The sequence below is a fragment of the Serpentinimonas maccroryi genome, from assembly GCF_000828915.1.
GTDB lineage: Bacteria > Pseudomonadota > Gammaproteobacteria > Burkholderiales > Burkholderiaceae_C > Serpentinimonas > Serpentinimonas maccroryi.
The window spans coordinates 2,170,447-2,187,957 of sequence record NZ_AP014569.1 but is presented as its reverse complement, the minus strand read 5'-3'; the positions used below and the strand labels follow the sequence as shown (position 1 = coordinate 2,187,957).

The window sequence follows — 17,511 nt, the reverse complement described above, 5'->3', positions numbered from 1 at the left end:
GATCATGGCCGGCGGTACCGGCGGCCACATCTTCCCCGGCTTGGCCGTGGCCGAAGCGCTGCGCGACCAGGGCTGGCGCGTGCACTGGCTGGGCGCGCCCGACAGCATGGAGTCGCGGCTGGTGCCCGAGCGCGGTTTTGCCTTCGAGCCGGTGCAGTTTGGCGGCGTGCGCGGCAAAGGGGCGCTCACGCTGGCTTTGCTGCCGCTGCGCCTGCAGCGCGCCTTTTGGCAGAGCTGGCGCGTGATGCGCCGCTTGCGCCCCGACGTGGTGCTGGGGCTGGGCGGCTACATCAGCTTTCCCGGCGGCATGATGAGCGTGCTGGCCGGCGCCCCCTTGCTGCTGCACGAGCAAAATTCCGTCGCCGGCATGGCCAACCGCGTGCTGGCGCAGGTGGCCGACCGCGTCTTTACCGCCTACCCCAAGGCCTTGCCCAAGGGCGAGTGGATCGGCAACCCGCTGCGCGCCGCCTTCACCGCGCAGCCGGCCCCGGCGCAGCGCTTTGCTGGGCGCAGCGGGCCGCTGCAACTGCTGGTGGTGGGGGGCAGCCTCGGGGCCAAGGCGCTCAACGAGGTCGTGCCGCAGGCGCTGGCGCGCATCGTGCCCGAGCTGCGCCCGCAGGTCACGCACCAGAGCGGCGCCACACAGATCGAGGCCCTGCGCGCCGCCTACGCCAGCGCCGGTGTGCAGGCCACGCTCACGCCCTTCATCGACGACACCGCCAGCGCCTTTGCCGCCGCCGACGTGGTGCTGGCGCGCGCCGGCGCCAGCACGGTGACCGAACTGGCGGCGGTGGGCGCGGCCTCGATCTTGGTGCCCTTTCCCCACGCCGTCGATGACCACCAGACCCACAACGCGCGCTTTTTGGTCGATGCCGGCGCCGCTTGGCTGCTGCCGCAAGCGCAACTGCAAGCCGAAGACCTGGCGCAGCGCCTGCAACACCTGAACCGCACCGAGCTGCAACAGCGCGCCGAGCGCGCCCACGCCCAAGCGCGCACCGGCGCCGTGGCGGCGTTGTTGCAGGCCTGCCAGCAATACGCCCCCCACACACCATGAAACACGCCATCCGTCACATCCACTTCGTCGGCATCGGCGGCTCGGGCATGAGCGGCATCGCCGAGGTGCTGCTCAACCAGGGCTACGCCGTCTCGGGCTCCGACCTGGCCGCCAGCGCCAGCACCGAGCGCCTGCAGCGTCTGGGCGCGCGTGTGCACATCGGCCACGCCGCCGAGCAGATTGCCGGCGCCGACTGCATCGTCACCTCCACCGCCGTCAAGCCCGACAACCCCGAGGTGCAGGCAGCACACGAGCGCCTGCTGCCGGTGGTGCCGCGCGCGCTCATGCTGGCCGAACTCATGCGCATGCAAAAAGGCATCGCCATCGCCGGCACCCACGGCAAAACCACCACCACCAGCTTGGTCACGAGCGTGCTGGCCGCCGCCGAGCTGGACCCGACCTTCGTCATTGGCGGGCGCCTCAACAGCGCCGGCGCCAACGCCCGCCTCGGGGCTGGCGAATACATCGTGGTCGAGGCCGACGAGTCCGACGCCTCGTTTCTCAACCTGTTGCCGGTGCTGGCCGTGGTCACCAACATCGACGCCGACCACATGGAAACCTACGGCCACGACTTCGGTCGCCTCAAGCAGGCTTTCGTCGATTTTCTACACCGCATGCCGTTCTACGGCGCGGCCATCGTCTGCATCGACGACCCGCACCTGCGCGCTCTGCTGAGCCAGATTCAGCGCCCGATCACCAGCTACGGCCTGAGCCCCGACGCCCAGGTGCGCGCCGTGGATGTGCGCGCCGTCGGCGCCCAGATGCACTTCAGGGTGCAGCGGCGCAATGGCGTCGCGCTGCCCGATCTGGAGGTGGTGCTGAACCTGCCGGGGCAGCACAACGTGCTCAACGCGCTGGCGGCGATCGCGCTGGCGGCCGAGCTCGACCTGCCCGACGCCGCCCTGCTGCAGGCGCTGGCGCAGTTCAAAGGCGTGGGCCGGCGCTTCCAGCGCTACGGCGAAGCGCTGCTGCCCAGCGGCGGCACGGCGACGCTGATCGACGACTACGGCCACCACCCGGTGGAAATGGCGGCCACGCTGGCGGCGGCGCGCGGCGCCTTTCCGGGCCGGCGCCTGCTGCTGGCGTTTCAGCCGCACCGCTACAGCCGCACGCGCGACTGCTTCGAAGACTTTGTGCGCGTCATGGGCGCGGCCGACGCGGTGCTGCTGACCGAGGTCTATGCCGCCGGCGAAGCGCCGATCGTCGCCGCCGACGGCCGTGCGCTGGCGCGGGCGCTGCGGGTGGCGGGCAAGTTCGAGCCGCTGTTCGTGCCCGAAGTCGGGGCGCTGGCGCAAGCCATTTTGGACAACGCCCGCGACGGCGACGTGGTGCTGTGCATGGGCGCGGGCTCCATCGGCGCGGTGGCGGCGCAGGTGCGCGCGCTGGCCGATGCAGCCCCAACCACGCCCCCCGGCACGGTCCAACCCAACACACAGCAGGAGCCCGCATGACGACCCCGAACCCCACCCCAATCGACCCACGCGCGCTGGGCAAAGTGGCGGTGCTGCTGGGCGGCTTTTCGGCCGAGCGCGAAGTCTCGCTGATGTCGGGCCAAGGCGTGCTCGCCGCCTTGCAACGCAGCGGCGTCGATGCCCACGCCTTTGACCTCGCCGGGCACGAGCTGTCCGAGCTCAAGCGCGCTGGCTTTGCGCGCGCCTTCATCGCCCTGCACGGGCGCTTTGGCGAAGACGGCACGGTGCAGGGCGCGCTCGAACTCATGGGCATTCCCTACACCGGGCCGGGCGTGCTGGCCTCGAGTCTGAGCATGGACAAGCTCATGAGCAAGCGCCTGTGGCGCGCCGAAGGCTTGTCCACGCCCAACTGGCGCCAGGTGCGCAGCGCCGCCCAAACCGAGGCCGCGCTGGCGGCGCTGGGCGCGCCGATGATCGTCAAACCGGCGCGCGAGGGCTCGACCATCGGCCTGAGCAAGATCAGCCACCCCAGCGAATGCGCCGCCGCCTACGCGCTGGCCGCGCGCTGCGACCCCGAGGTGCTGTGCGAGCAGTACATCGCCGGCGACGAGGTCACGGTGGCGCTGCTGGGCCAAGGCGAGGCGGTGCAGGCGCTGCCTTTGATCCGCATCGTCGTGCCCGGCGGCAACTACGACTACGAGCACAAATACTTCAGCGACGAAACCCAGTACCTGGTGCCCAGCGGGCTGCCCGCAGCCGAAGAAGCGGCGATCCAGCAGCTGGCCGTGCAGGCCTACCAGAGCCTAGACTGCCGCGGCTGGTCGCGCGTCGATGTGATGATCGACGCCGCCAGCCGCCGCCCCTACCTGCTGGAGCTCAACTCCTCGCCCGGCATGACCGGGCACTCGCTGGTGCCCATGGCGGCGCAGGCGGTGGGCATCAGCTACGAAGCGCTGTGCCTGCAGCTGCTGGCCAGCGCCAGCCTCGACAACCCCTTGCCCGCCGCCGCAGCCCTGACCGCAGCCCTGACCGCAGCCCAGTCTGCCGCGCAGTAAAGCCATGAACCCGACCCCCGCCCCGCCGCTCGACGTGCGCCTGATGGACGGCGCCGCGACCGCCCTGTTGCTGCTCGCCGCCGTGCTGGCGCTGGTGGCGCTGGGCGGCTGGCTGCTGCGCCAGCCGCTCTGGAGCCTGAACACCGTGGTGGTGCAAGGCCAGGTGCAGCACCAGCGCGCCGCCGCCTTGCAGGCGCACCTGGCCGGGCGGGTGCAGGGCAATTTGCTCACGATCGATTTGCAGCAGGTGCAGCAGCTGTTGCAGGGCGCGCCGTGGGTGCGCCACGCCGTGGTGCAGCGCCAGTTGCCCAACCGCCTGCGCGTGACCATCGAAGAGCACCAGCCCGTGGCTTGGTGGGGGCAGGCTGGGGGCACGCGCTTGCTCAATGAGCACGGCGAGGTATTCGAGGCCGAACCCGATGAGGCGCAGGGCCTAAATTGGAGCGTCTTGTCTGGCCCGGCCGAGCGCGCCCCGCAGGTGCTCGAGTTCTACCGCGCCGTGCAGCCCGTGCTCGCACGCCAGGGCTGGGGCATCGCGCAGCTGGCGCTCGACGAGCGCGGAAGTTGGCGCGCCGTGCTCGACGACGGCGTGCGCATCGAGATCGGACGCGGCAGCGCCGCACAGCTGCTGCAGCGCTTCGAGCAATACGCCCAGACCGTGCCGGCGCTGCTGCAGCACTACGGTGGGCGGCCGCTGGAGAGCGCCGATTTGCGCCACCCCGACGGCTACGCCCTGCGCATCCGGGGCGTGAGCACGCTGGCCGAACTGCAGCTGCCGCCGATCCAAGTCGCGGCCATCCCGGAGCCTGGGGTGCGCCCTGCAGCCCCCACCCCTTAAAAAATAGACCGCTATGCCCAAAGAATACAAAGACATCGTCGTCGGACTCGACATCGGCACCGCCAAGATCATGGTCGCGGTGGCCGAGGTGCTGCCCGATGGGGCGCTCAAGCTGGCCGGCTTTGGCGTGGCCCCCAGCAACGGCCTCAAGCGCGGCGTGGTGGTGAACATCGACGCCACCGTGCAGAGCATCCAGCAGGCGCTCAAAGAGGCCGAGCTGATGGCCGACTGCCGCATCGCCCGCGTCTATACCGGCATCACCGGCAGCCACATCCGCGGTCTGAATTCCAGCGGCATGGTGGCGATCCGCGAGCGCGAAGTCACCCCCGCCGACGTGGCGCGCGTGCTCGACACCGCCAAGGCCATCCACATCTCCACCGACCAGCGCCTGCTGCTGGTCGAGCCGCAAGAGTTCGTGATCGACGGCCAAGAGGTCAAAGAGCCGATCGGCATGAGCGGCATCCGGCTCGAGTCGCGCGTGCACATCGTCACCGGCGCCCAGAGCGCGGCCGAAAACATCCTCAAGTGCGTGCGCCGCTGCGGGCTCGAGGTCGAGCAGCTGCTGCTCAATCCGCTCGCCTCCAGCCTGTCGGCGCTCACCAACGATGAAAAAGAGCTCGGCGTGGCGCTGCTCGACATCGGCGCCGGCACCACCGACGTGGCGATCTTTGCCGGCGGCGCGATCCGCCACACCGCCGTGATCCCGATCGCCGGTGACCTGATCACCAACGACATCGCCATGGCCCTGCGCACCCCGACCAAGGACGCCGAGGACATCAAGGTCGAGAGCGGTTGCGCCAAGCAGCTGCTGGCCGACCCCGAGCAGCAAGTCGAGGTGCCGGGCTTGGGCGACCGCGGCCCGCGCCTGCTCAGCCGCCAGGCGCTGGCCGGCGTGATCGAGCCCCGGGTGGAAGAGATTTTCGCGCTGGCGCTGCAAGTCATCCGCGAATCGGGGCACGAGGAGCTGCTCTCGAGCGGCATCGTGCTCGTCGGCGGCAGCGCCGCCATGCCGGGCATGGTCGAGCTCGGTGAAGACGTGTTCCTCAAGCCGGTGCGCCGGGGCAGCCCCAGCTACCGCGGGGCCTTGAGCGACATGGTGGCGCAGCCGCGCGCCGCCACCGTCATGGGTTTGCTCGAAGAGGCGCGGCTGGCGCGGCTGCGCGGGCACAAGGTGGCGCAAAAAAGCGGCTCCATGGGCAATGCCATGGGCCGCATCAAAGACTGGTTTGTAGGCAATTTCTGATTTTTTGGGCGTTTTTTCTGGACAAGCAAGGAGTAAAGCAATGAGCATTGAAATGATCGAAGTCGAAGAGTTCAACCGCGGCACCCAGATCAAGGTGATCGGCGTCGGCGGCGGCGGCAGCAACGCGGTCGAGCACATGATCCGCTGCCGCGTGCAGGGGGTGGAGTTCATCTGCGCCAACACCGACGCGCAGGCGCTGAGCAAAACCGCCGCGCACCGCGTGATCCAGCTCGGCCAAACCGGTCTGGGCGCGGGCAGCAAACCCGACAAAGGCCGCACCGCCGCCGAGCAGGCCGAGGCCACGATCCGCGAGGCCATCGAGGGCGCGCACATGCTGTTCATCACCGCCGGTCTGGGCGGCGGCACCGGCACCGGCGCGGCGCCGATCATCGCCAAGGTCGCCAAAGAGATGGGCGTGCTTACCGTGGGCGTGGTCACCAAGCCCTTTGACTGGGAGGGCGATCGGCGCACGAAAAACGCCGATGCCGGGCTGATCGAGCTCGAAGCGCACGTCGATTCGCTGATCGTGGTGCTCAACGACAAGCTGCAAGAGGTGCTGGGCGATGACATCACCCAAGACGAAGCCTTCGCCGAAGCCAACGACGTGCTCAAAAACGCCGTCGGTGGCATCGCCGAGATCATCAACGTCGAAGCGCTGGTGAACGTGGACTTCGAGGACGTGCGCACCGTCATGGGCGAGCCCGGCAAAGCGATGATGGGCACGGCCGTGGTCAGCGGCCCGGACCGGGCGCGCATCGCCGCCGAGCAGGCCGTGGCCTGCCCGTTGCTCGAAGGGGTGGACATGAAGGGCGCCAAAGGGGTGCTGGTGCTGATCAGCGCCGCCAAGGGCTCGCTCAAGCTCAACGAATCCAAGTTGGCCATGAACACCATCCGCGCCTTTGCCGCCAGCGATGCCAACGTGATCTACGGCACCGCCTACGACGAGTCGTTGGGCGACGCCATCCGCGTCACGGTGGTGGCCACGGGCCTGAACCGCGCCGGTGCGCGCCAGCCGCTGACCGTGGTGCAGACGCCCACCCGCGGCCTGCGCACCGGCACCGACGACGTGCCCTTCATCCCCACCCTGACGACGCCGGTGGGCGGCAGCGGCTTTGGCAACGCGGCGCGCGGCACGGTGCACACGCGCGCCGGCAACGCCGAAGTGCCCAAGGTCTGGCAGCGCCCGCACGACCGCAGCTCGGCCGCTGCGCGCGTCGAGGCGCTCTCGCTCGGCGGCATGGAAGACCACGACATCCCGGCTTTTCTGCGCCGTCAAGCCGATTAAAAGCGCAGCTTGCGTTTGCTTACCGCTGTAACAAAGGGCTTGCGCCGCTGCGGGCGGCTTGGGCGCGCAAAAAATTTACAATGCGCCCAATGATCTTTCAGCGCACCCTCAAAACCCTGACACGCGCCGTGGGCGTCGGACTGCACAGCGGCGAGCGTGTCGAACTCACGCTGCGCCCGGCCGCGCCCGACACCGGCATCGTGTTTCGGCGCACCGACCTCAACGAACCGGTCACCATCCCGGCGCGCGCGACCTCGGTTTGCGACACCCGGCGCGCCTCCACGCTGGCCAGCGGCGGCGTGCGGGTGAGCACGGTCGAGCACCTGATGAGCGCCTGCTGCGGCCTAGGGGTCGATAACCTGATGGTGGACATCACCGCCGAAGAGGTGCCGATCCTCGACGGCTCGGCGGCTTCGTTCGTCTATCTGCTGCAAAGCGCGGGCATCGTGGCCCAGGCCGCGCCGCGGCGCTTTTTGCGCGTGCGCCGCCCGGTCGAGGTGCGCCAGGGCGAAGGCCGGCACCTCAAATGGGCACGGCTCGAGCCCTACCACGGCTACAAGCTGTGCTTCGAGATCGAGTTCGAGCACCCGGCCGTGAACGCCAGCGCGCAGCAGGTCGAGTTCGAGCTCGGGCGCGACCCCTACGCGCGCGACATCGCCCGCGCCCGCACCTTTGGCTTTGCACGCGACGTCGAGGCGCTGCGCGGGCAGGGGCTGGCGCTCGGCGGCGGGCTCGACAACGCCATCGTCATGGACGACGTGAAGGTGCTCAACGCCGACGGGCTGCGCTGCGCCGACGAGTTTGCCAAACACAAGATTCTCGACGCCATGGGCGACCTGTACCTGGTGGGGCAGCCCATGCTGGCCGCCTACAGCGCCTACCGCAGTGGGCACGAGCTCAACAACCGCCTGCTGCGCGAGTTGTTGGCGCAACCCGACAGCTACGAGCTGCTGAGCTTTGAGAGCGAGCGCAGCGCGCCGCGCGGCTTTGCGCAACTGGCACCGGCCTGGTGAGGACCGACCCGCCATGATGGTCGTGCGCATCCTGATCTTTATGCTGCTCGGTGCCAGCGCCCTGAGCTTTGTGCTCTACCTCGTCACTGGCCAGCAAAAATACCGGCGCTGGGGCTTTGCCCTGTTCAAGTGGACCATGCTGGCGATCGTGGTCTTCTTTGGTGTGCTGTTCGTGTCGCAGTTCGACTGGTCCTTGAGCGGCTAGGTGCGCGGCCAGGCCGCTCGCACCGCTTTTTTAGTAGCTGCGGCCACCCTTGTAGCTGGCGTGCGCTCGCGCATGCAGCGGGCTCACGCGCGCGATCGCCGCCTGCGTGCGCGCCACTTGGGCGTGCGTGATGCACAGCCCGAGCGCGTCGGCGGCGTCGGGGCCGGGCAGGCTGGGCAGCTGCAGCAGGCGGCGCACCATCTCCTGCACCTGCGGCTTGGCCGCCTTGCCGTGGCCGACCACGGCTTTTTTGAGCTGCAAGGCGGTGTATTCGCTCACCGGCAGGCCGGCGGCCACCAGCGCCGTCAGACAGCAGCCGCGTGCCTGCCCCAGCAGCAGCGTGGCCTGTGGGTTGACGTTGACAAACACGATCTCGCACACCGCCGCCGTGGGCTGGTAGCGCTGCACCACCTCTTGGATGCCGGCAAACAACACCCCCAGCCGCTGCGGCAGCAGGGCGCCCGCGCCGCCTTGGGTGCGGATGGTGCCGCTGGCCACGTAGAGCAAGTCGCTGCCGTGGGCGTCGAGCACGCCAAAACCGGTGGCCTGCAAGCCGGGGTCGATGCCGAGGATGCGCATGGGGGGCTTGGTGCCACGCAGCCGCTCAGGGCAGCTGCACATCGCCCATGCGCGCCAGCACGGTGGCGCTGCGCTGGTCGATGAAGCCGGCGCGAAACTGGCGCTGGAAGCGCTTGGGGGCGGGCAACAACACCGCCAGCCGCGCTGCTTCGTGGGCGCTCAGCCGCGCCGCCGGCTTGCGAAAGTAATGCCGCGCCGCCGCTTCGGCCCCAAAAATGCCCTCGCCCCACTCCACGCTGTTGAGATAGATCTCCAAGATGCGCTCCTTGCTCAGCAGCAGCTCGAGCATTTTGGTCAGCACCAGCTCTTGGCCTTTGCGCAGCAGCGTGCGCTCGCCCGAGAGCAGCAGGTTTTTGGCCAGTTGCTGCGTGATGGTCGAGCCACCCACCAGGCGCGCGTTGCGTCCGCGCGCCTCGGCGGCGGCTTGGCGGCGCAGGTTGCGCTCCCAAGCCGCTTGCAGAGCCTGCCAATCGACGCCGAAATGGGTCGCAAAATCCGCGTCCTCGGAAGCGATCACGGCGCGCTTGAGGTGCGGTGAGATGGCCGCGTAAGGCACCCACTGCTGCGCCCAGCGCAACTCGCCGTCGTGCTGCGCCAGGCGCCAGGCTTCCGAGCGCTGAAAGGTGGTGCTCACCGGGTCGATCAGCGTCATGGAGGCGACGCGCAGCAAGAAAAACACCTGCAGCGCCAGCGCCGCCACCAGCACCCACAGCAGCCAGCGCAGCGCAAAGCGCTTCCAAGTGGGGCGGGTTGTCATTGGCTACCGACCCGGGTTTGCAGGGTTTCATCGCGGCTGAAGCGAAAGCGCGACACCACCACGATCTGATCCGCCTGGCGGCGCATGGCGCTGGTGAAGGGGCCAAACGAGAGGCTGTGCACGATCGCTTCGGCGCGGCTGTCCAAGGCCGGCTGGCCCGATCCCTGCACCACTTCGGTATCCAACACGCGCCCGTCGTGATTGACGGTGATCGCCATGCTCAGCTCGCCATAGAGCTTGCGCCCCTGGATGTGAGGGAAGTTGGCGGTGCCGTGGTCTTCGATGCGGCGGCGCAACTGGTCGTAATAAATGGCATAGACCGCTTCGCGCGTGGCGGGGCCGAGGTAGCGCTTGCGCGGGCGCTCGTTTTGTTCGTTGACGCGCTGCTCGATTTCGGCCAAGGCCTTGAGCAAGGCCAGTCGGCGCTCTTCTTGGGCCAGCGCCTGTGGGTCGGCTTGCGCCTGCGCGGCGTTCAAGGGGGCGAGGGTGGCCACTTGCTGGCGCAATTGGGCCAGCATCCGGGTCTGTTGCACTTGCATGTCTTGCAGGCGGCGTTGTTGCTCTTGCAGCGCGTCGCCGCTGCGCTCGATCACGGCCGGTGGCAGCGGCGAGGTGGCACGCCCGGCGTCGGCCTCGCCACCACCGGCCAGGTTGGCTTGGGCAATGGCCTGCGCCCGCTCGGGGGCCTGCGGCGCGCGCGCATTGACCAGCACCACATCGAGCGGCGTGTCGTGCCAGACCCGTTGCAGGCCCTGCGGGTGCACGATCTGCACCGTCAGCACGGCCGCGTGCGCCAGCAGCGAGACCGCCAGCGCCAAATGCAGGGTGCTGATCGAGCCCAAAAAGCGCCACAGTTTCACGGTGCCGGCGCTCCTTGTGCGAACGCGGGCAGCGGCATCTGACACAGCTCGCGCAGCAGCGCCGCCAAAGAGCGGCCAGCGGCTTGCAGCAGCTCGTGCCCCAAGGCGGCGTCGGCGTCGGCGGCGTTGCCCACCGCGCCCTCGGGGTGGTAGTCTTGCATCTGCCAGCCCAGCTTGGCGCTGCGGCCGTTGCCCAAAATGGGCCAGCGCTGCGCCCGTTCTTGCGAGCTAGAGGGAAAGTGGCGCGCCTGCTGCATGCGCACCAGCTGCGGGCGCAGCGCCAGCATCATCGAGGTCTCGAGCTGGCCGGCGTGGATGCCAAAGCGGCGCTCATCCGCGCTAAAGTGCAGCAGCAGGTCTTGCCCCTGCGCGTCGAGCAAGGGCAGGTTGAACCAGCTGGCGCCATAGACCAGCAGGCCGCACTGGCCGCGCAGCTCGCGCGCCGCCACCTCCAGCAAGCCGTTGTGGCCGCCGTGGCCGTTGAACAGCAGCAGCTTGCGCACCCCGGCGCGGGCCACCGATTGCCCCAGCTCCAGCCACAGGCGCAGCACGGTGTCGGGCTGCAGCGTCAGGGTGCCGGCAAAGCGCTGGTGCTCGCTGCTGTAGCCCACCGCCTGCGTGGGCAGCACATAAACCGGCCAATCCGGCTCCCAATGCGGCGCCGCCGCCGCCAGCACGCCTTCGACCAAGTCGGCATCGACCGACAACGGCAGGTGCGGGCCATGCTGCTCGATCGCCGCCACGGGCAGCAGCGCGACCGTGCGCGCCGGGTCCAGCGCGGCAAAGTCAGGGCTGCACAAGTCGGCCCAGCGCGGCAGGTGGGGGGCGGTGCTCATGGCGGCATCTTAACGCGCCTTGGGCGAGGCGAGGCCCAAGCGAAGCCCAATCCCGATCCCAGCGAACCTTAGGTCGCCAGCAACTGCTGCACGTGCGCGCGCAGGGGGCGCGGCCGGGCGATGCCAAAGCCTTGCACAAAATCGACGCCGTAGGCGGCGAGCAGGTGTTTTTGCGATTCGCGCTCCACGCACTCGGCGATGGTCAGCAGGCGCATGGTTTTGCAGACCTCGCAGATCGAGCGCACGATCTGCTGATCGACCCGGCTGGTTTCGATTTCGCGCACAAAAGAGCCGTCGATCTTGAGGTAGTCGGCCTCCAGCGCCTTGAGGTAGTCAAAGGTGGCCAAGCCGGTGCCAAAATCGTCCAGCGCGGTGCTGGCACCATGCTGGCGCAGGCGCTGGAACAGCTCCACCGCCTGCGGGCGCTGCGCGATGCCGGCGGTTTCGGTGATTTCAAAACACCACTGGCGCGGGCTCAAGTCGCTGGCAGCGATGGCGGCGACGATGTCGTCGAACAAGCCGGGGTCCGAGACCGATGCGCCCGACAGGTTGACCGACAGCTTCCAATTTTTGTTGCGCTGCTGGGCCAGCGGGCGCACCTGCGCGGCGGCCTCGGTGAGCACCCAGCGATCGAGTGCCGCCGCCAGTCCGTGGCGCTCGGCCATCGGGAAAAACTCGGCTGGCGACATCGGGCTGCCGTCGGGCAGGGTCCAGCGCAGCAGCACCTCGGCCCCCGCTTCTTCTTGCTCGCGCAGGGCGCGCTGGATCGGCTGGCAGGCCAGCCACAGGCCCGCGGTGGCGCCCTCTTGCGGTTGGCGCAGCAGCTCGCGCAGGTGGTCGAGGCACTCGAGCTGCTGGCGGCGCAGGCGCAGCAGGTTTTCGGGCCGGGCCGGGTTGCGGGTGGCGGCGGTGCTGCCGTTCCAGCCCACATGCGTGGCTTGGGCCAGCAAGGCCAGCCGCTGCTCGGGCGGCAGCGGCTGCCCGTCGTCGTCGAGCCGGCCGATCGCCAGCTGCAGCCGGGTCGATTCCCCCGCCACGGCGTAGCGTTTGCCGTCCAGGGCCTGCTGTATGCCCTCCACCAGGCCCTTGCTGGCCCAGCTGGGTTGCAGGCACAGCACAAAAAAACCCTCTTTCATGCGGCTGATCTGGCTGCCGTTGGGCGCCAGTTGCCCCAAGGCGATCGAGATGTCGCGTTCCACCGAGCGCGCCAGCGCCAGATCAAACCGGTCTTCGATCTGGCTCAGGTTGCAGGCCTCTACGCCCAGCAGGTCGGGGTGCGGGGCGCTTCGGCGCAGGTGCTCGAGCAGCCCGGCTTCGTTCAGCCGCCCAGTCACCGGGTCGGTGTGCGCCGAGCGCCGCAGGGCGCGTTCGAGCAGGCGGCGCTGCGCCATCACGGCCGAGACCAGAAAGCCCACGGCGGCCAAAAATATCAGCAACACGGTCTGGTCGATGATCCAAGTGAGGGCGTACGCATTCGCTGCTGGGTAGTTTGGGGCCAGCGCCACCATGGTGACCGAAGCCGCAGCCGTGGCCCAGTGCGCCAGCAGCGGGCGGGCGGCAAAGGCGGCCCACGCCACCAGCCCCAAAAACAGGTAGCGCATCGCTTCGGCCGAGCCCAGGTTGGCGCGGTCGGCCACATGGGCCAGAAGCCCAAACGACACGAACAGGCCGCACCACAGCAAGGTCTGGCGGTCTAGCAGGCGGCGCCAAGGGTAGGCGCGGTGCTTGAGGGCGTTGAGCGACAGCTGGGTGGCGCGCCCAAACATCAGCAGGCCAAACACCTGCGACAGTGCCATCAGGATCATGACCTCAAAATCGGCCCAGGCGGGGGTGTCGAGCAGCAGAAATTGCCAACTGCCCAGCAAGGCGAGCACCGCGCTGGCGGGCAGCACCGCCAGCAGGTGGAAGCTGGCGGTGCGCAGCAGCGGGTTGTGGCTTTGGATGCGCGGGTAGAACAGGCGCAGCGCAGCCCAGGCCAGCAGCAGCGCCAGCACCAAGGCACCGATGCCGATCAGCGACTCCAGCGCGCCGATGCCGTGCCAGCCGTGCCAAGCCGCCACCCCCAGCGCAAGGGCCGGGATCATGGCCGGTCCGTAGGCGAGCACCGCACCCAGCGCCACGCCGTTGGCGGGCCAGATCAGGCTCATCCCGAGCCCTTCGATGGCGAAGTGGAGCGACAGCTCGGCCACCAGTATCCACAGCAAGGCGCACAGCAGGCCGCGTTGCAATGTCTTGGCCTGCGCCGCCCAGCGCCCCACAGCCGGGTGCCCGATGGCGCTGGGGCGGGCGGTGTCGTCAGGGCGGGTGGCGGTCATGCGCAAAAAATAGCGTTGAAGTTGCCATTTAAGCATATTCAGGCCGCAGGCGCGTGACAGGAGGGCAGCGGCGCAAAGCGTTTAGCATAGCCCCCATGAACCGCCCCGCCGCGTCCACCCGACCTGCCAGCGCCCGCTCTGCCGCTGCCGCCACGCCATCGCTTGCCCGTCCGGCTGTGCCCGCCATGGCGGCGGGTGCGGCCTTGCAATGGCTCGAGCCGGCCAGCTTGCAGCAGCTGCGCGCCCTGTTTGGGCCGGGGGCGGCGCTGTGCATGCCGCTGCTGGACAGCCGCACGCCGGCCGGCTTCCCCTCGCCGGCGGCCGATTTTCAGCACGAGCGCGTCGATCTGCTCGAACACTTGGCGCTCGACCGGCCCTACACCTTCATGGCGCGCGTGCGCGGCGTTTCGATGAGCGGCCGGGGCATCGACGACGGCGACCTGATCGTCGTCAACCGCCAGCTCACGCCGAGCCACGGCCACATCGTGGTGGCCTTGGTGGACAACGAGCTCACCGTCAAGACGCTGCAGCGCCAGTCCGGCAGCACCCGGCTGGTGGCGGCGCACCCGGACTACCCCGACATCGTACTCAGCGAGGGTCAGACGCTGGAGGTGTGGGGCGTGGTCACGGCCACCATCAAAAAAATGGACTATTGAGCGCCGACCGTGCCTATGCCCACCCAAGCCGCTGCCCCAGTTGCCGCCCCATTGGCGCGCCAGCACCCCGGCGCCTTTGCGCTGGTCGATGGCAACAACTTTTATGCCTCATGCGAGCGGGTGTTCGAGCCGCGCCTGATCGGCCGCCCGCTGGTGGTGCTGTCCAACAACGACGGCTGCGCCATCGCCCGCTCCGAAGAGGCCAAGGCGCTGGGCATCGCCATGGGCGCGCCGTGGTTTCGCATCCGCCACCTCGAGCAGCAGGCCGGTCTGGTGGCGCTGTCGGCCAATTTTGCGCTCTATGGCGACATGAGCCAGCGCCTGATGGAGGTGGCCGCCGCACTGGGCTGTGGGCAGGAAATCTATTCGATCGACGAGTGCTTCATCGACCTCGCCGGCGTGCCCGACGCCAGCGCCCGCGCGCGCCAGACGCGCGAGCGCATCCAGCGCTGGCTCGGCTTGCCGACCTGCATCGGCATCGGCGCCACCAAAACGCTGGCCAAGCTCGCCAACCACATCGCCAAGAGCGCCGAGCGCAAGCCCGGCAGCTACCCGGCGCGGCTGGCCCAAGTCTGCAACCTGCTCGAGCTCAGCGCGCGCCAGCGCGACTGGCTGCTGCAGCGCACGCCGGTGGCCGAGGTCTGGGGCGTGGGGCCGCGCTGGGCGGCGCAGCTGCAGGCCCACGGGGTGCAGACGGCGCTGCAGCTGCAGCGGCTCGACCCGGCGCTGGTGCGCCAGCGCTGGTCGGTGGTGCTCGAGCGCACCGTGCGCGAGCTGGGCGGGCTGGCTTGCATCGGGCTCGAGCAAGCGCCGGCGCCCAAGCAGCAGATCGCCTGCACCCGCAGCTTTGGACAGCCGGTGACCGAGCTCGACGACCTGCGCCAAGCCCTGAGCCACTTCTGCAGCCGTGCCGCCCTCAAGCTGCGCCAGCAAGGCAGCCGCGCCGGCGCGCTGCTGGTGTTCATTCGCACCAGCCCTTTTAGGCCCCAAGACGCACCCTACGCGCGCTCGCTGGTGCTGCCGCTCAGCCCGCCCAGCGACGACACCGTGCGCTTGGTGGGCACCGCTTTGCAGGCGCTGCAGGCGCTGTACCGGCCCGGTTACCGCTACGCCAAGGCCGGGGTGATGCTGCTCGATCTGCAAGCGGCGCCGCCGCAGGCCACGCTCGACTGGGGTGCGCCAGATGAGGACGGCGGGGATGGCGAGGGCAGTGGGCGCAGCCAGCGCCTGATGCAGGCGCTCGATGCCGTCAACGCCCGCCTTGGTGCCCAAGCGCTGCGGCTGGGTTCCTCGGGTGGGGGTGGCAGCCCGCCGGCGCCGGGCTGCGCCGAGCCCGCCGCGCGCCCCTGGCAGATGCGCCAGCAGCGCCGTTCGCCGCGCTACACCACGCGCTGGGACGAGCTGTGGCAGGTGCGGGCCTGAAGAGGCTGCGAGGCCGAGATGCGGGCACGCCCCATCCCCTCACAGCCTCTGGCTGTCATCAACAGGGTGTAGGCTGACGGCCGTTTGATGCACGCCACGTCGCCACTCCCCATGACCACCAACACCGCTCCCGCCGCCGACCACCACCCATGGGCGGTGTTTCAGGTTTTTTTGCGCCTCGGGCTCACCTCCTTTGGCGGCCCGATCGCGCATCTGGCCTATTTCCGCACCGAATTTGTGCAGCAGCGGCGCTGGCTCGACGAGCACGACTACGCCGGCCTGGTGGCGCTGTGCCAGTTTTTGCCTGGGCCGGCCAGCAGCCAGGTGGGTTTTGCGCTGGGCTGGTCGCGCGCGGGGTATCGCGGCGCCTTGGCGGCGTGGTGCGGCTTTACCTTGCCTTCGGCGCTGCTGCTGGTGGCTTTTGCTTTTCTGCTGCTGCACCACGGGCAGGGGCTGCCCGAGGGCCTGTTGCCGGGCTTGGTGGTGGCGGCGCTGGCGGTGGTGGCGCAAGCCGTCTGGGGCATGGGGCGCAGCCTGTGCCCCGATGCGCCCCGGCGCGCGCTGGCCCTGCTGGCGGCGCTGGCGGTGCTGCTGTGGCCCAGCGCCTGGACGCTGATGGGCGTGATCGTGCTGGGCGCAGCGGCCGGCCGTTGGGTGCTGGCGCCAGACCCCAGCGCGGCGGCGGCAGAAGGCACACAAGGCCTGCAGATCGCGCTCAGCCGCCGCACGGCCTGGGTTTGCCTCGCCTTGTTTGCGCTGATTCTGCTGGCCTTGCCGCTGTGGGCCTGGGCCAGCGGCAGCTTTTGGGTGGCGCTGGCCGAGGTGTTTTACCGCAGCGGTGCGCTGGTGTTTGGCGGCGGCCACGTGGTGATGCCGATGCTGCAAGCCGAGGTGGTGCCCAAGGGCTGGGTCGATCTGCAGACCTTTTTGGCCGGCTACGCGGCGGCGCAGGCGGTGCCCGGGCCGCTGTTTACCTTTGCCGCCTTCCTGGGCGCGGCGGCGGGCGGCTGGCTGGGCGCCGTGCTGGCGCTGCTGGCGGTGTTTGCGCCGGGCATGCTCGTGCTGCTGGCGGCGCTGCCGCACTGGCAGCGCCTGCGCCAGAGCGCACAGGCGCAAAACGCCATCGCCGGCGTCAGCGCTGCCGTGGTCGGGCTGCTGCTGGCGGCGCTGCTGCAGCCGCTGCTGGCCGGGGTGGTGGCCAGCGCCGCACATGCGGCGCTGCTGGCGCTGGCCGCGCTGGCGCTACTGTGGGGCAAATGGCCGGCGTGGCTGGTGGTGCTGGGCAGCGGCGCGCTCGGGGCGCTGGCGGCGGCCGCGTTTTAGCCCGGTGGCTGGCTGCCGGCAAAGCTCGGGCGCTGCATCAGTTTGGCATGCAGCCGGGCCAGGTTGGGGTGGGCTGCGCGCCAGTCGATGTGCGCAAAGCGAAAATCCAAGTAGGACAGCGCGCAACCCGTGGCCACATCGGCCAGCGTAAAGTGCTGGCCGTGGCAAAAGGGCTGCTCGCCCAAGCGCACGCTCATGGCGCGCAGGCCGTGCGCGATCTTGCCCATCTGGCGCTCGATCCAGGCGGGGCTGCGCTGCGCAGCCGTGCGGCCCTCCCAGTGCCCCTCCATGCGCGCGGCAAAGGCGGCGTCGCTCACGCCATCGGCCAGCGCCTCCCATATCTTCACCTCCAGCCGCTCGCGCCCATCTGCCGGAATCAGCTTGCCCACCGGCGAGAGCGTGTCGAGGTATTCGACGATCACGCGCGAGTCGTACACCGCTGTGCCGTCGTCAAGCAGCAGACACGGCACCTTGCCCAGCGGGTTGTGCTGGTGGATGCGGGTGTCGGCGGCCCAGACGTTTTCGTCGGCCCAAGCGCAGTCGAGCTTTTTTTCGGCCAGCACCACGCGCACCTTGCGCACGTAGGGGCTGGTTAGCGATCCGATGAGTTGCATGGGTACTCCTTGAGGGTTCGAGATGGGCACGGGGCACGGGGCTG

The 17,511-nt window shown here is 69.5% G+C and carries 17 protein-coding genes; 11 read left to right on the top strand and 6 right to left on the bottom strand.

From position 1 onward, the window contains the following. Positions 1-4: 4 nt before the first annotated feature. From murG to SMCB_RS10020, 8 genes are all read left to right on the top strand, one after another. Complete coding sequence (gene murG / locus SMCB_RS10055) at positions 5-1,054, top strand: undecaprenyldiphospho-muramoylpentapeptide beta-N-acetylglucosaminyltransferase (protein WP_045538013.1); 1,050 nt, start codon at positions 5-7, stop codon at positions 1,052-1,054. Beyond that, on the top strand, positions 1,051-2,505 hold the full coding sequence (gene murC, locus SMCB_RS10050) for a UDP-N-acetylmuramate--L-alanine ligase (protein ID WP_045536747.1): 1,455 nt from the start codon (positions 1,051-1,053) through the stop codon (positions 2,503-2,505). The genes murG and murC overlap by 4 nt, the downstream gene beginning before the upstream one ends. Continuing rightward, entirely contained in the window at positions 2,502-3,521 is a 1,020-nt protein-coding gene (locus tag SMCB_RS10045) for a D-alanine--D-alanine ligase (protein ID WP_045536745.1), read from the top strand. Before murC ends, SMCB_RS10045 begins: the two co-directional genes overlap by 4 nt. Positions 3,522-3,525: 4 nt before the next feature. Continuing rightward, positions 3,526-4,359 (top strand): cell division protein FtsQ/DivIB, encoded by an 834-nt coding sequence (locus SMCB_RS10040; protein ID WP_045536743.1) that lies wholly within the window; start codon positions 3,526-3,528, stop codon positions 4,357-4,359. Between the two features lie 13 nt (positions 4,360-4,372). Next, positions 4,373-5,602, top strand: coding sequence for a cell division protein FtsA (ftsA, locus tag SMCB_RS10035; protein ID WP_045536741.1), 1,230 nt, complete (start codon positions 4,373-4,375; stop codon positions 5,600-5,602). Between the two features lie 40 nt (positions 5,603-5,642). Next, positions 5,643-6,887, top strand: coding sequence for a cell division protein FtsZ (gene ftsZ, locus SMCB_RS10030; protein WP_045536739.1), 1,245 nt, complete (start codon positions 5,643-5,645; stop codon positions 6,885-6,887). Between the two features lie 89 nt (positions 6,888-6,976). Then, a complete protein-coding gene (gene lpxC / locus SMCB_RS10025; RefSeq protein WP_045536736.1) occupies positions 6,977-7,900 on the top strand; it encodes a UDP-3-O-acyl-N-acetylglucosamine deacetylase in 924 nt (307 codons plus the stop codon). Between the two features lie 13 nt (positions 7,901-7,913). Beyond that, positions 7,914-8,105 carry a hypothetical protein gene (locus SMCB_RS10020; RefSeq protein ID WP_045536735.1) on the top strand — a complete coding sequence of 64 codons (192 nt, stop codon included), beginning with the start codon at positions 7,914-7,916 and terminating at the stop codon, positions 8,103-8,105. Positions 8,106-8,135: 30 nt separating this feature from the next. Here the strand turns inward: SMCB_RS10020 and ruvC are convergent, their stop codons facing one another. The 5 genes from ruvC to SMCB_RS09995 all read right to left on the bottom strand — a co-directional run bounded on the left by ruvC (position 8,136) and on the right by SMCB_RS09995 (position 13,452). After that, positions 8,136-8,684 (bottom strand): crossover junction endodeoxyribonuclease RuvC, encoded by a 549-nt coding sequence (ruvC, locus tag SMCB_RS10015; RefSeq protein ID WP_045538011.1) that lies wholly within the window; start codon positions 8,682-8,684, stop codon positions 8,136-8,138. 25 nt (positions 8,685-8,709) lie between these two features. Beyond that, positions 8,710-9,441, bottom strand: coding sequence for a monofunctional biosynthetic peptidoglycan transglycosylase (gene mtgA / locus SMCB_RS10010; protein WP_045536733.1), 732 nt, complete (start codon positions 9,439-9,441; stop codon positions 8,710-8,712). Further along, on the bottom strand, positions 9,438-10,301 hold the full coding sequence (locus SMCB_RS10005; RefSeq protein ID WP_045536731.1) for an energy transducer TonB: 864 nt from the start codon (positions 10,299-10,301) through the stop codon (positions 9,438-9,440). The genes mtgA and SMCB_RS10005 overlap by 4 nt, the downstream gene beginning before the upstream one ends. Continuing rightward, the gene (locus tag SMCB_RS10000) at positions 10,298-11,137 is read right to left on the bottom strand and encodes a creatininase family protein (protein WP_045536729.1); all 840 of its coding nucleotides are present in this window, start codon (positions 11,135-11,137) and stop codon (positions 10,298-10,300) included. The genes SMCB_RS10005 and SMCB_RS10000 overlap by 4 nt, the downstream gene beginning before the upstream one ends. A 68-nt stretch (positions 11,138-11,205) precedes the next feature. Next, entirely contained in the window at positions 11,206-13,452 is a 2,247-nt protein-coding gene (locus SMCB_RS09995; protein WP_045536727.1) for an EAL domain-containing protein, read from the bottom strand. Positions 13,453-13,547: 95 nt separating this feature from the next. On the opposite strand from SMCB_RS09995, the gene SMCB_RS09990 reads away from it, so the two are divergent. The 3 genes from SMCB_RS09990 to chrA all read left to right on the top strand — a co-directional run bounded on the left by SMCB_RS09990 (position 13,548) and on the right by chrA (position 16,853). Then, a complete protein-coding gene (locus tag SMCB_RS09990; protein ID WP_231851200.1) occupies positions 13,548-14,108 on the top strand; it encodes a LexA family protein in 561 nt (186 codons plus the stop codon). 15 nt (positions 14,109-14,123) lie between these two features. Next, positions 14,124-15,530 carry a Y-family DNA polymerase gene (locus SMCB_RS09985; RefSeq protein ID WP_045536725.1) on the top strand — a complete coding sequence of 469 codons (1,407 nt, stop codon included), beginning with the start codon at positions 14,124-14,126 and terminating at the stop codon, positions 15,528-15,530. A 111-nt stretch (positions 15,531-15,641) separates the two neighbouring features. Next, the gene (chrA, locus tag SMCB_RS09980; RefSeq protein ID WP_045536723.1) at positions 15,642-16,853 is read left to right on the top strand and encodes a chromate efflux transporter; all 1,212 of its coding nucleotides are present in this window, start codon (positions 15,642-15,644) and stop codon (positions 16,851-16,853) included. On the opposite strand, the gene SMCB_RS09975 is transcribed toward chrA, so the two are convergent. After that, positions 16,850-17,467: a glutathione S-transferase N-terminal domain-containing protein gene (locus SMCB_RS09975; protein ID WP_045536721.1), complete on the bottom strand. Its 618-nt coding sequence runs from the start codon at positions 17,465-17,467 to the stop codon at positions 16,850-16,852. The genes chrA and SMCB_RS09975 overlap by 4 nt on opposite strands. Positions 17,468-17,511: the final 44 nt, after the last annotated feature.